Raw genomic sequence first — 12,596 nt, forward strand, 5'->3', positions numbered from 1 at the left:
TGCGCGTCAGGCCACCTGGGCCTGTGCCGCGGCGTCGGCGACCGGGCGGAAAACGCCCCCTTCGTAGCGATCGACGATCAGGCCGGCATCGTTCATCCTGAGCAGCGCAAGCCAGCCGTTGTCGAACAACGCGCGCAGATCGGCATGTCGTTCAAGCACGGCCATTATCGCCTGGCGCGGCGCGGCCAATACCACGCTTAGCCGCTCGGGCGCGTGGCGTGGCCCGTCACCGTCATGCACCGATTGCAGGGGCAGGCCGGCGCGCAACATGCCGCCATTGCCCTCGACCACGCCGATGCCGCCGGTGACATTGTGGATCAGCTTGTTGCCCGCGCCAAAGGCGTCATGCGCCACCGACGATCCGTAATATTGCAGCGAGATCCAGCTTGCCACGACCACCGGCGCGGTCATGATCAGCTCAAGCGTGGCAAAGTCGCGGTCATCCTGCCAGTCGTAGTCATGCAGGAAAACGCGCCCGCCCAGATCGCTGCCCGCGGTGGCGCGGCGCGGCGCGGCGATAAAGGCGTTGCAGCCCGCCAGCCCCCATTCCGGGCGCAGCTCGGACCAATCGCCGCCACGGCGGGCCAGTGTATCGGCGGTGCCACGCGGCAAGGTCCTGGCGCGTTCGGCCCGGGCGGTCTGCCCGGCAAGCGTCAGCGCGCTACGCAGGCGTGCCAGGTCGGCGGCATGATCTCCAGCCTCGGGAAGGTCGAACAGCGTCAGCCTGTCGGACACGGTATCATGCAGGCCCGCCACGAACAACGTGTCGGCCGGCACCTCGATACCCTGTTCGATCAGCCCGGCGCGTAGCTCGGTATCGTTCAGCAGCGCGGCCAGCAGGCGGGCGTTCACGTCGCCCGCGTGCCCGCCACAGGCGCCGCATTGCAGGGCGCTGGCATGTGGTGTGTTCGTCACCGTGGCGCCATGGCCGGCGATCAGCACCAGCCGTGCGAAACCATTGGTCAGCGACATGGCTCGTAACACCTGCGCCGCGGCGGCGACACGGTCGTCAAGCGGCAGATCGAGCTGCGGAGCAGGATCGACAGGCGCCGTCCTGGCCCGTGCCAGCGCATCCTTGACCAGTTTGCCGATGTAAAGCGGACCCGCCGCCTCGACAAAGGCAAAGGCCGATACGGCGGCCATCTTGAACCGTCCCCAGGCGCGGGTGCCGCGCCGGGTGATCCGCGTGGCGGTCTCCAGGACGCTGTCGCTGGCGTCGCTTTGCAAAGCGGGGTTCAGCAGCACGGGGGCGCGGGCCTCGGCCACGTCCGAGGCGTGGGCGCGATGCGTGACCGCCAGTCCGAAAAAGCCGGCAAAACCCTTTGTGCGGATGCCGCTATCGGCCTGCTCCAGCGCGCGGCGAAACACCTCCGAGCGCACATCGATGCAGAACGTCGCCTGGATGGCGGGCCGCGAGTCATCGACCGGGGCAGGGGCGATGGTCCCGATCAGCGCCTGTTCGGCGGCCCGGTCTGCGGCATCCTGCAAGGCCGCGTCCAGAAGATCGTCCGCCGAAGGAGCCAGCGGTTCGGCATACCGCGCCAACGCCTCGGTCCAGGTATCCGCGATCTCGGGGCCGAAATGTTCAAGCAGGGCGGCATCCCAGGCCAGGCGGATCGTCAACATCTGCACCAGCGTGTCATCCTGCCCGCCGTCGCGCTCGGCCAGCCAACCGAGGTGGCGGGCGTATTGCCCCCAGCCCTGCAGCGTCATCAACAGGCGGTGGAAATAAAGCGGTGCTGCCTCGGGCGTCACCCCCAATTGCGCGCAGGTGCGCAGAAAGGCCAGGCGCGGCTCGTCCGGCAGGGCGGCGACACGACCGGCGAACCCTGTCAAACCCGCGATGCCCGGGGTCAGGTCACGGCTGGCAAAAGCCTTCCACGCGGTATAGGCGCGCTGGTCGGGTGCGGGCCAGAACGCCTGGCCCTTGTCGAAATGCACTGCCGCCCAGGCGCCGATACGGTCGGCGAGGAATTCGGGCCAGCCGATCCCGGTGGCCTGTGCGGCAAGGTCGGTCACCGTGGGCAGCGCGTCGGGCATGGGCGCAGGATGCCGGGCTGCGTCGCGCAGGGCAGATACTGTCATGCCATTGGATGTTGCGGCGCTTTCAAGCGCCTCGACCGGTATCTCGCCGCGGGCTATCCGGTTGGCGATTTCATCGCGTGCCGGAAAGATCCGCAAACCGGCCACTTTTGCCATACGTGCCGCGGTCAGCCCGCGCGGCTCGCCGGTTTGACCCAGGAAAGGGTTGACCGCCACGGTGGCCTCAAGCGGAAAGGCCGGGGGGATCTGGCCTACGGCCTGGTTTGCGGCGGCGAAAAGCTCCAGCGCGGGGCCGGTGAAATGCAGGTTCGGTGCAGACATTGATCTTATCCTTTCGTTGCGCGCCAATGGCCGGTCAGCCGATCGGTCAAAGCGTTGAAATAAAGGCCGTTCATCAGGTGTACGCGCAGTCCGGCCGCGGCGGGATGCCGGGCCCAAAGCGGAAATGTCGCTTGTGCCACGGCCGCCAGGGCAAAGCTGCTGACTGCCAGAACGATCGCCGCCCAGATCAGCCCGTCGGGCTGCGGCGGGGCGGGCAGGGTGCCAGACGAAAGCGCCACCGCCCCGGTTTGCAGCGTGAAGTAGGCCAGCGTCGCGGCCAGAGACATTGCCGCCGTGCGCCATGTCAGCGGCCAGGGAGCCATGTCGGCCAGGCCTTGCGCGATCAGGTATGCGACGCCCAGGATAAGGATCGCCCCAAGTGCCACCATCTGCGGCGGTTTCGACCAGAACCCAAATCCAAGCCCGACCAGCACATAGATGCCGATGGCGATGGCAAAGGCCCGGCCTACCGCGCGCAAGTTTGGCACGGCAACGGGGCCGGGGCGGCGGATGGCGGCCACTTGCTCTACCGCGCCGCCCGACGCCAGGAAGGCGTGTGCCTTGTAAAGCGAATGTGCCACGATATGCAGCAACGCCAGCGGGAAAAGTGCCAGCCCGCATTGCAGCACCATGAACCCCATCTGCGCACAGGTCGACCAGGCAAGCGCGGTTTTCACCGCCGGTTGCGTCAGCGCGACGGCGGCGCCCACCAGTGCGCTGAACCCACCGATAAGCGCCAGCAAGGCCAGCACGCCCGGTGTGGCCAGCAGAACATCGGCAAAGCGGATCAACAGGAAACCGCCCGCGTTCACAACGCCGGCATGCAACAGGGCGGAAACGGGGGTGGGGGCCTCCATCACCTCGGTCAGCCAGCCATGGGTGGGGATCAGCGCTGATTTGAAGACTGCGGCCACGGCCAGCAGCAGCGCGGCGACCCACAGCAAGCCGGGCACCTGTCCCGCGCGCGCGGCCTCGGAGATGGTGGCGATGTCGGCGGTGCCATAGCCCGCGATCAGAAGGCCGGCCGCCCCCAACAACGCGCTGCTGCCGATGATGCCGCTGACGGTTTTCTTGCGTGCGGCGCGCTGGGCGCGTGGCCGATCGGGATAGAACAGCAGCAGTCGGTGCAGCCCCACGCCGACGGCGACCCAGGCCAAGACCAGTTGCACCAGGTTGCCGGCGCTGACGAGCAGCAAAACACAGGCCAGCGTGGCCGACATGGCGGCCATGAACCGGCCCTGGCCGGTCTCGCCATCCAGCGCGGTGCGGGAGAACCGCAAAACGACCCATCCCACGAAGGACACGGTCAGCAGCATCGCGACCGAAACAATGTCGATCCGCACCGAAAGGCCCAGCCCGCCCAAACCCAGCACCGGGCTTGTCACGGGGCCAGAGATGGCCATCAGCGCCGCACTGGCCAACGCGGCGATCACGGCCAGCAACGCGGCGATTTCAGGCAGGCGAAACCGCGTGCTGGCACGGGGAACGGCGCGCAGGCCCAGATCCAGCGCGATCACGAACAGCGCCAGCGGCGCGAGCAGGGAAAATAAACTCATGACGTCCCTCCGGATTGACGATTTCCCAAGGGCGTAGCTGCGCTGCGGCATAAATAAAATTACATTGTTTCTCAGTAATCGTTCTGTTTTATGGATGCATGAGCCAGATCAACTATAACCACCTGCGTTATTTCCGCGAGGTCGCGCACGAGGGCAACCTGACCCGCGCAGCCCGCCACCTGAACCTGTCGCAATCTGCCTTGTCCACCCAGATCAAGCAGTTGGAGGCACGGCTGGGCCATGACCTGTTCACCCGCACGGGCCGGACGCTGGAATTGACCGAGGCCGGCCGCATCGCGCTGGATCACGCTGACCGCATCTTTCGCGCCGGTGACGAGCTTCTGGCGACGCTCGAGCAAACCGGGGACAGCCTGCCGCCGTTGCGCGTGGGCGCCTTGTCGACCCTGTCACGCAATTTCCAGCTACAATTCCTGCGCCCCGTTCTGGCCGATGGCAGCGTTGACCTGCTTCTCAGCTCGGGCAGCGGCGCGGTCTTGCTTGAGGCGTTGCGGTCGCTCGCGCTTGACGTGGTGCTGACAACCGAACCGCCCCATCGCGACAGTTTTTCGGAACTCGTGGCCCACCGGCTTGATGAGCAACCCGTTGGCCTTTACGGCACCGCCGCTCACCTGGGCCATGCCACGTTGGCCGAGACGCTGGCCAATGCGCCGGTGATCCTGCCCACCGAAAGCTCGATTCGCACCGGGTTTGACGGGTTGGTCGCACGGTTGGGCGTGGCCCCGCGCATCGCCGCCGAAGTCGACGACATGGCGATGGTGCGCCTGCTGGCCCGCGAGGGCGTGGGCCTTGCCATTGCGCCGGCGGTGGTTCTGGATGACGAACTGGCGGCGGGCTTGTTGCAACCCGCGCCTTTCGATCTGACGATCGTGGAAAGTTTTTATGCCGTCACCCTTCCGCGCCGGTTTCCGCATCCCGCGCTGACGCAGCTTTTGCCCGGCTGAGCGTCAGGTCAGGTTGGCGATGATAGCCCGCAAAGTGGCGATTCCATCGCCCTTTTCCGACGAGGTCAGCACCAGTTCGGGGTAGGCAGCGGGATGGGCCGACAGCTTTTCACGCACCTGCGCCAGAACTTTCTCGCGCTCTTTTTCGGGCAGCTTGTCGGCCTTGGTCATGACCACCTGGAACGTTACCGCGGCGCTGTCGAGCAGGCTCATGATTTCTTCGTCCACGGATTTCACGCCATGGCGCGTGTCGATCAGCACGAAGGCGCGGCGCAGGGTCTGGCGGCCCGACAGGTATTGCTTCAGCAGACGCTGCCACTTTTCCACGACAGGCAGCGGCGCGTTGGCATAGCCATAGCCCGGCAGATCGACCAGGTAATGCTCGAGGCCAATCGTGAAAAAGTTGATTTCCTGCGTGCGGCCCGGCGTGTTCGAGGCCCGCGCCAACCCCTTGCGGCCGGTCAGCGCATTGATCAGCGTCGATTTCCCGACATTCGAACGCCCGGCGAAACAGACCTCGATCCGGTCGGCGGGGGGCAGGCCCGACATGGCGACCACGCCCTTGACGAACTCGGACTGGCCGGCAAACAGCTTGCGGCCTTTCTCGGCGGTGGCCATGTCGGGCGTTTCGGCCAGCGGAAAGGGCAGGGTCATGTCAAACCACCTTTGCCATGTCTCCGGCGCGGATCTCGCCGGGTTGCGTGATGCGGGCGTAAACCCCGAAATCGTGATGGCCCCATTCTTGGTCCAGCATTTTCAGGGTGGCCGCGTCGCGCAGGCCGGTTTCGGGGCTCGTTTCGGTTGCGCGACAGCGGGTGATGCGTTTTTCGATCTTCAGGCGGGCAGAGCCAACCGTGATCTCGTGGCCCACAAGGTCGAACTCGCCCCACGGGGCCAGGCCCTCCAGCCAGATATTCCCGCGAAAGCGGCGCGGGTCCAGGTCCTGGCCCAGCTTTTGCGACAAGGTATGCAGGCTGGCCATGTTCAGGATGGATACCGACGGGAACGGCACGTCCGACATGCCAGCGGCGGGCGCCGGCACAACGCGGGCGGGTGCGGGCCGGTTTTCCGGCCACAGCGGCACGACCCAATCCAGCAGGCTTTGCGGCACCTTGGCGGGATCAATCGTCAGCGGCGCCATGTCGGGATGGCGCAGGGTGATTGTGCCATCATTCCGGGTCTCGGCCATCACCTGCATGAGGTGCGGGCCGCTTGCGCCCCGCAGGAACTCGCGGCAGGGGCGCCAACCGTGCGTGGCCTCGGGCGCGGCCGCATGGTGCACGGCCCAGGCCCGGTCGCCGGGCAGGGGGCGGTCGGGCTGCACGGTGACCGCCCGCAATGGCTCGGCCCCGATCCCCTTGATCGGATAGCGCCAGAGCGCGGTCACCTGCACCGTCATTTCGCCTTGTCCGACCCGCTGCGGTTAAAGCTGGCGCGGATATTGCCGAAGACGTCCGGCTTGTAGCCGTGGCGCCGCATGATCAGGTATTGCTGGATGAAGGTGATCGTGTTGTTCGCGATCCAGTAGATCACGAGACCGGAGGCAAACCCGCCAAGCATGAACATGAACACCCAGGGCATCCAGGCAAAGATCATCTTTTGCGTGGGGTCTGTGGGCGCCGGGTTCAGCTTTTGTTGCAGCCACATCGTGACGCCCAGCAGGATCGGCAGCACCCCGATAAAGATCAGCGCGACGAAGGATTGCGGATCGGGCGCGTCCCAGGGCAGCAAGCCAAACAGGTTGTAGAGCGAGGACGGGTCAGGTGCGCTGAGGTCGCGAATCCAGCCGATGAAGGGCGCGTGGCGCAGTTCCAGCGTGACAAAGATCACCTTGTAGAGCGAAAAGAAGATCGGGATCTGCAGAAGGATCGGCAGGCAGCCCGAGGCGGGATTCACCTTTTCCTTCTTGTAAAGCGCCATCATCTCTTGTTGCAGCTTCTGGCGGTCGTCGCCGGCGCGCTCCTTCAGCTCTTCCATCTTGGGCTGAAGCTCTTTCATCTTGGCCATGCTGGCGTAGGACTTGTAGGCCAGCGGAAAGACGACTGCCTTGATGATCAGTGTCAGCGCGATGATCGCCCAGCCCATGTTGCCGATGACGATGTTCAACTCGTGCAGCAGGAAGAAAATCGGCTTGGTCAGGAAAAAGAACCAGCCCCAGTCGATCGAGTCGATGAACCCGTCGATGCCGCCGGGCAGTGCCGATTTCAGGCCCAGGCCATACATCAGCGAGTCACCAAAGTTGTCCAGTTCCTCGCCCGCTTCGTAGTTGCGGATGGTGTCCCATTCCTTGGGGCCCGCGAACATCTGCGAGGTGACCGCTACGCTGGCACCGGGAGCCAAGGTTTGCGTGGGCTGGCGCATCGTGGTCTGGTAGATATCGCGCTCGGTGTCGTGGAACGCGTTCAAGCGGACGGCCGTGCCCTCGGACGGGATCATGGTGGACATCCAGTAGTGATCGGTGAACCCGATCCACCCTGATTGCTCGACCGTGATATCCTTGTAGTTCGTGGCCGGGTCGAGATCGTCATAATCGGTCTCGGTCAACTCGCCATCGGCCATGGCGATCATGCCTTCGTGCAGGATGAAGAAATTCTTCAGATCCTGCGGCTCACCATGCCGGGCCAGGATGCCGTAGGGGGCCAGCGCCGCGGTGTCGCTGCCGGTGTTCTGCACCGTTTGCGTGACCGTGAACATGTAGTTGTTGTCCAGCGCGATCTGGCGGGTAAAGACCAGCCCCCGGCCGTTATCCCATGTCATGCTGACAGGGCTGCCGGGTGCAAGCGTCTGTCCCGGTTCGGCCTGCCACATCGTGTTGGGGCCGGGCACCATCTCGGGGCTCAGCCCGCTGCCCGGGGCCCAGCCGTAAAGCGCGTAATAGGCATTCGCACTGCCAACTGGCGCCAGCATCGTCACGATGTCGGAGTCTTGCGCCAGCTCTTCGCGGTAGTTTTTCAGCGAGAGTTGGTCGATCCGACCGCCCAGCAGCGAAATGGCGCCGGTGACCGTATCACTTTCGATCGACAGGCGCGGTGCGTCGGCGTTTTCCGGCGCCGGTGCGGGGGCGGCGTCGGCCGGATCGCCCGTGGCGGCCTGCGGCGTGCTGGCAATCGGTGCGCCGCTCGGGTCCGTCGTGGTCTCGGTGGGCGTCACGGCATTCGGATCTTCGACCGGTTCAGGCGGCGGAAACAGGAGAAACCAGACCAAAATAACCGCAAAGCTGAGTGCGGTGGCCAAAATGAGGTTCTTGTTCTGATCGTCCATGTGGGGCGCTACCTGTCCTGATCGTGTCACGGGGGTTCAACAGAGTAGCGCCCCAAAGGTCAAGGGGGATATGGGAAAACGGGCGTTTTCGGCGCGGCACGCGGGCGTCAGGCGGTGCCGCGCCCGATTCGGGGCGGTTCGGCCAGCTTGGCGTGGTGTGCGTGCAACCATTCGGCAGTCCGCTGTAGCGGCATCGGGCGGGCGATACCAAAGCCTTGCACATGGTTGCAGCCAAGCTGCGCCAGCATGGCGTGCTCGCCCGCGTTTTCCACCCCTTCGGCCAGGACATCCATGTTCAGCCGGTCCGCCATTGTCAGGATAGCGGCAACCATGCGTTGCTGTTCGGGGTCACGGTCAACCTTGCGCACGAATGAGCGGTCGATTTTCAGACGGCTGACGGCAAACCGGCGGATGGAGCTGATCGAGGCATGGCCGGTGCCGAAATCATCGAGGTCGATCGAGCAGCCCATTGCGGCCAACCCGTTGATGTTGCGTGCGACGATATCGTCGGGCGAGGCCGCCACCACGGTTTCCAAAACCTCGATACACAGTCGGCCCGGCGCCAGGTCGAAGCGGTCGAGCTCCCAGCGGATCTTGTCGACCAGTTTCGGGTTGCGCAGTTCGGCCCCGGAAAAATTGACCGCAACGCATGGCACGTCAAACCCTTGGTCATCCCAGTTCCGCAAGGCCCCGAGCGCGTGGTAAAGGATGATCTCGCTCAACCGTTCCAACTGGTCCGAGCGTTCCATGGCCGGCAGGAAATCCGCAGGCGCGACAAGGCCGCGTTCAGGATGCTGCCAGCGGGCCAATGCCTCGAACCCCGATACCTGGCCGGTATCGGTGGAAACCTGCGGTTGGAACCATGGGGTGATCTCGCCATTTTCCAATGCTTGCGCCACTTCGTCGGCCAGCGCATCGGGTGTGGCAGGCGTGCACGCCATATCGGGCCCATAGGCGCGGATGGCCGATGGCGCATGGGCGCGGGCCACCTCAAGCGCGGCAGCGGCTGCCTGCAGCATCCTGGGGGCGGTCGCGTCGCGCAACTGGGTGTCCAGCGCGAAGCCGACCGAGCAAGAGGCATAGATGGCCTGGGCATCGATCGAAACGGGCTCCTCCAGCCGTGTTTGCAAACGGCCCGCCAGTTGAATCGCGATTTCGAGATCCAGTTGCCGCTTTGGCGCAAGCACCACGGCGAAACGGCCGGGCTGCAGTTGCGCCACGTGGTCGCTGTCGCGCGTTGCGCCGTGCAGGCGATCGAGGCTGCGCGCGGCGATCAGGGCCGCGCCAGCGCTGCCCAATTGCGCGCGCAACCGGTCGAAATCGTCGATTTGCACGATAATGCAGGCCGTGTGCTGCCCGGTTGCGGCTGCCCGTTGCAAGGCGCGATCCATCGCGGTGGAGGTGTTGGGGCGCGCAAGATTGGGGGTTGCATCCGCCCGCTCGAACAGGCCAAGCGTGGCGAAAAGCACCGGCAGGCCAAGCGCCAGCGCCACCAACCAGCCTTCGCCGCCCAGCCAGAACGCCGCAAGGATGGCCGCCGGCATGAAGGCCAGCGCCGGTGGGCCGGCCACCACATGGCGCGCCCGGTTGCGCAGGCTGTGAAGATGCTGGGCGATGGGGGGCATGTCTGCGTCCTTCTGCAAGTCGTGTTGCAGGCTACGAACGCAGGTTGAACGGATCTTTAACGCAGCGCGGGAATCCCGTCGGAATCCGCATCATTTTTGGCAAGATCGATATTCAGCCCCGCGAAATCGAACAATGCCGGGTCCAGCATGTGCGAGGGCCGGATGTTCATGAGCGCGCGGAACATCTTTTGCCGCCGGCCCGGGTGGTTCTTTTCCCACTGGTCGATCAGCGCCTTGACCTGCTGGCGTTGCAACCCGTCCTGGCTGCCGCACAGGTCGCAGGGGATGATGGGGTATTTCATCGCGCGGGCGAATTTCTCGCAATCCTCTTCGGCCACGTGGGCGAGGGGGCGATAGACGAACAGGTCACCCTCTTCATTGACCAGCTTGGGTGGCATCGTCGCCAGGCGCGATCCATGAAAGAGGTTCATGAAAAACGTTTCAAGGATGTCATCGCGGTGATGGCCCAGCACCACGGCCGAACAGCCCTCTTCGCGGGCGATCCGGTACAGGTTGCCACGCCGCAACCGCGAACACAGCGCACAGAATGTCCGGCCCTGTGGCACCTTGTCGACGACGATGGAGTAGGTGTCCTGGTACTCGATGCGATGTGGCACGCCCATCCGCTCCAGGAATTCGGGCAGAACCGTCGCGGGAAAACCCGGTTGGCCCTGGTCAAGATTGCAAGCCAGCAGTTCGACCGGCAACAGCCCGCGCCATTTCAGCTCGTGCAGCACGGCAAGTAGCGTGTAGCTGTCCTTGCCGCCGGACAGGCAGACCAGCCACTTGGCGCCGGGTTGCACCATGCCGTATTGTTCGACCGCCTCGCGCGTGTTCTGCACGATGCGTTTGCGCAATTTCTTGAACTCGGTGCTTTTGGGGGCACCGTGAAACAGCGGGTGAATGTCGTCGTTGTCATCAAGCATGGCTGGCCTCGCGCGGTTCGGGGGGTTCTATCGCGGCTGGGGCGCAACGGAAAGGGCCGGTTGCACATCACGGCCCACCCGCGTGGCAGCCATGCGCTTCAGCGAAACCACCTGTCCCAACCATCAAGGTAATATCCAAGCAGTGCGTGCGACTGGATGTCATTTACCGCCACGTCGCGCCGGGCGGTCTCGGGGTCGAATACCTGCGCGGCGTGCCACGTGTCCTGCGTCAAAAACCGCAGGCCCGCGGGCAGGGTCAGGGGGCGGTCCATGCGCAGGCCCTGCGTGGCCATGGCAAAGCCCCAGTCACCGAAACTGGGCACATAGGCGTGATAGGGGGTCACGCGCAGGCCGTCGCCGGGCGCGGAGGGGTTGCGCGTCGATTCAAGCGTCTGCACAACCGACCAGAAGGCCTCGGGCGCGAACAGCGGCGAGCCGGCCTGCGTCACCAGAATGCCGCCCGTGCCCAACCGTTCCAGCAGCAGGGCATAGAACTGGCGGGAATAGAGCTTGGACAAGGCGATGGTCTTGGGGTCGGGCAAATCCAGCACGATGACGTCAAACGCTTGGTTGGCGGATTCGACAAAGCGCCAGGCATCTTCGTTGATCACCCGAACCCGCGCGTCGCGCAGCGCGAAATCGTTCAACGGGGCCAGTTGCGGGTGATCGCGAAACAGGCCTGTCACGCGCGGATCAAGGTCGACCAGCGTGATCTGTCGCACGTCTGGCCAGCGCAGCGCCTCGCGCGCGGCCATGCCATCGCCCCCGCCGAGTATCAGAACCTGCGCCCGGCGCGGGGCCAGCGCCATCGCCGGGTGAACCAGCGCCTCGTGATAGCGGTGCTCGTCCAGCGTGTCGAACTGTATCGAGTGATCGAGGAACAGCCGCGTGCGCTCGCGGAACCGGGTGACGGTGATCTTTTGATAGGGCGTGGCCTCGGACAGGATCACGTCGTCCTCGAACAGCTGCGCCTCGGTGACCGAGACCAGCCGCTCGGCCATCGCCAGCGCGGCCAGCGAGGCCGCCAGCGTCAGCGCCCAGGCGCCCCATTGCATGCGGCTGGCAAAATCGCGAAACAGCCATAGCGACAGGCCCGCCACCAGAAGGTTCAGACAACCGAACACCAGGCTGGCCGACATCAACCCGAGATGGGGAATGACCAGCAAAGGAAAGGCGACCGAGGCCGCCAAGGCGCCCACGTAATCGACCGTCAGCACGTTTTCAAAGCGAAACTCGGGGGCGCCGATCTGCTTCAGCACCCGTGCGATCAGGGGAATTTCCATTCCCGACAGCACGCCCACGGCCATCAGCAGCGCATATAACGGCACCGCTACCGCGCCCGTCCAGCCATAGGCGAAAAACAGCGCCGGCGCCATGAAGCCGCCCACCACGCCAAGCGCGATCTGTGCCCAGATAAAGCCGCGCATTGCCTGCCCCACGAAGCGCGACAGATACGCGCCCAGCCCCATCGACGACAGGAACACGCCGATCACCAGGCTGAACTGCCGCACGCTGTCGCCCAGAAGGTAACTTGAGACGGTGGCCGCGATCAGCTCGTAAATCAGCCCTGCAACGGCGATCAGGAAGGTCGCCGTCAGCAGCCAGACCTCGCGCGCCCGTGTGGCGGCGGGGGCTGTCACGACAGAATGACAGCGGCGATGATGATCGCAAGGGCGATGAAGACAGACCCGATCAGCACGGCAAGCGCGATGTTCTGGTCTTCTTCGATCTCGCGCACCACCGAGAAATGTGTGGCCCGGTTGATCACCCACCAGCACAGCGCCATCAAGGCGACGCCCAGAAAGGTGTAAAAGACAGTGCTGACAACCTCGGCTACCTGGATTGATATCAAGCTTTCCATGTCATTCCCCTTTGTTCATTTCACGCGTCCCCCGGACATGA

The 12,596-nt window shown here is 64.8% G+C and carries 10 protein-coding genes; 1 reads left to right on the plus strand and 9 read right to left on the minus strand.

The window, feature by feature from the left end:
• Positions 1-6: 6 nt before the first annotated feature.
• Together M8744_RS13810 and M8744_RS13815 are read right to left on the minus strand one after the other, a co-directional pair.
• A complete protein-coding gene (locus M8744_RS13810) occupies positions 7-2,364 on the minus strand; it encodes a YbcC family protein (protein ID WP_251418771.1) in 2,358 nt (785 codons plus the stop codon).
• Between the two features lie 5 nt (positions 2,365-2,369).
• Positions 2,370-3,920 (minus strand): proton-conducting transporter transmembrane domain-containing protein, encoded by a 1,551-nt coding sequence (locus M8744_RS13815; RefSeq protein WP_251418773.1) that lies wholly within the window; start codon positions 3,918-3,920, stop codon positions 2,370-2,372.
• Positions 3,921-4,018: 98 nt separating this feature from the next.
• Between M8744_RS13815 and M8744_RS13820 the strand changes: the two genes are divergently transcribed.
• Positions 4,019-4,882 (plus strand): LysR family transcriptional regulator, encoded by an 864-nt coding sequence (locus M8744_RS13820; RefSeq protein WP_251418775.1) that lies wholly within the window; start codon positions 4,019-4,021, stop codon positions 4,880-4,882.
• Between the two features lie 3 nt (positions 4,883-4,885).
• Here M8744_RS13820 and yihA read toward each other — a convergent pair whose 3' ends face one another.
• The 7 genes from yihA to M8744_RS13855 form a co-directional block, all read right to left on the minus strand.
• Positions 4,886-5,536: a ribosome biogenesis GTP-binding protein YihA/YsxC gene (yihA, locus tag M8744_RS13825; RefSeq protein ID WP_251418777.1), complete on the minus strand. Its 651-nt coding sequence runs from the start codon at positions 5,534-5,536 to the stop codon at positions 4,886-4,888.
• Between the two features lies 1 nt (position 5,537).
• Complete coding sequence (locus M8744_RS13830) at positions 5,538-6,281, minus strand: MOSC domain-containing protein (RefSeq protein ID WP_251418779.1); 744 nt, start codon at positions 6,279-6,281, stop codon at positions 5,538-5,540.
• Complete coding sequence (yidC, locus tag M8744_RS13835; RefSeq protein ID WP_251418781.1) at positions 6,278-8,143, minus strand: membrane protein insertase YidC; 1,866 nt, start codon at positions 8,141-8,143, stop codon at positions 6,278-6,280. The genes M8744_RS13830 and yidC overlap by 4 nt, the downstream gene beginning before the upstream one ends.
• Positions 8,144-8,250: 107 nt before the next feature.
• Positions 8,251-9,768 carry a putative bifunctional diguanylate cyclase/phosphodiesterase gene (locus M8744_RS13840; RefSeq protein WP_251418783.1) on the minus strand — a complete coding sequence of 506 codons (1,518 nt, stop codon included), beginning with the start codon at positions 9,766-9,768 and terminating at the stop codon, positions 8,251-8,253.
• Positions 9,769-9,824: 56 nt separating this feature from the next.
• The gene (ttcA, locus tag M8744_RS13845; protein ID WP_251418785.1) at positions 9,825-10,694 is read right to left on the minus strand and encodes a tRNA 2-thiocytidine(32) synthetase TtcA; all 870 of its coding nucleotides are present in this window, start codon (positions 10,692-10,694) and stop codon (positions 9,825-9,827) included.
• A gap of 98 nt (positions 10,695-10,792) precedes the next feature.
• A complete protein-coding gene (locus tag M8744_RS13850) occupies positions 10,793-12,334 on the minus strand; it encodes a polyamine aminopropyltransferase (protein WP_251418787.1) in 1,542 nt (513 codons plus the stop codon).
• The gene (locus M8744_RS13855; protein ID WP_251418789.1) at positions 12,331-12,555 is read right to left on the minus strand and encodes a DUF350 domain-containing protein; all 225 of its coding nucleotides are present in this window, start codon (positions 12,553-12,555) and stop codon (positions 12,331-12,333) included. The genes M8744_RS13850 and M8744_RS13855 overlap by 4 nt, the downstream gene beginning before the upstream one ends.
• Positions 12,556-12,596 lie beyond the last annotated feature (41 nt).

This window comes from Lutimaribacter degradans (genome assembly GCF_023703375.1).
Taxonomy (GTDB): domain Bacteria; phylum Pseudomonadota; class Alphaproteobacteria; order Rhodobacterales; family Rhodobacteraceae; genus Lutimaribacter; species Lutimaribacter degradans.

Excerpts from the sequence above, each read along its gene's own strand:
- M8744_RS13855 (WP_251418789.1), bottom strand. The coding sequence starts at position 12,555 with ATGGAAAGCTTGATATCAATCCAGGTAGCCGAGGTTGTCAGCACTGTC.
- M8744_RS13815 (WP_251418773.1), bottom strand. The coding sequence starts at position 3,920 with ATGAGTTTATTTTCCCTGCTCGCGCCGCTGGCGCTGTTCGTGATCGCG.
- ttcA (WP_251418785.1), bottom strand. The coding sequence starts at position 10,694 with ATGCTTGATGACAACGACGACATTCACCCGCTGTTTCACGGTGCCCCC.
- M8744_RS13840 (WP_251418783.1), bottom strand. The coding sequence starts at position 9,768 with ATGCCCCCCATCGCCCAGCATCTTCACAGCCTGCGCAACCGGGCGCGC.
- M8744_RS13820 (WP_251418775.1), top strand. The coding sequence starts at position 4,019 with ATGAGCCAGATCAACTATAACCACCTGCGTTATTTCCGCGAGGTCGCG.
- M8744_RS13830 (WP_251418779.1), bottom strand. The coding sequence starts at position 6,281 with ATGACGGTGCAGGTGACCGCGCTCTGGCGCTATCCGATCAAGGGGATC.
- yidC (WP_251418781.1), bottom strand. The coding sequence starts at position 8,143 with ATGGACGATCAGAACAAGAACCTCATTTTGGCCACCGCACTCAGCTTT.
- M8744_RS13810 (WP_251418771.1), bottom strand. The coding sequence starts at position 2,364 with ATGTCTGCACCGAACCTGCATTTCACCGGCCCCGCGCTGGAGCTTTTC.
- yihA (WP_251418777.1), bottom strand. The coding sequence starts at position 5,536 with ATGACCCTGCCCTTTCCGCTGGCCGAAACGCCCGACATGGCCACCGCC.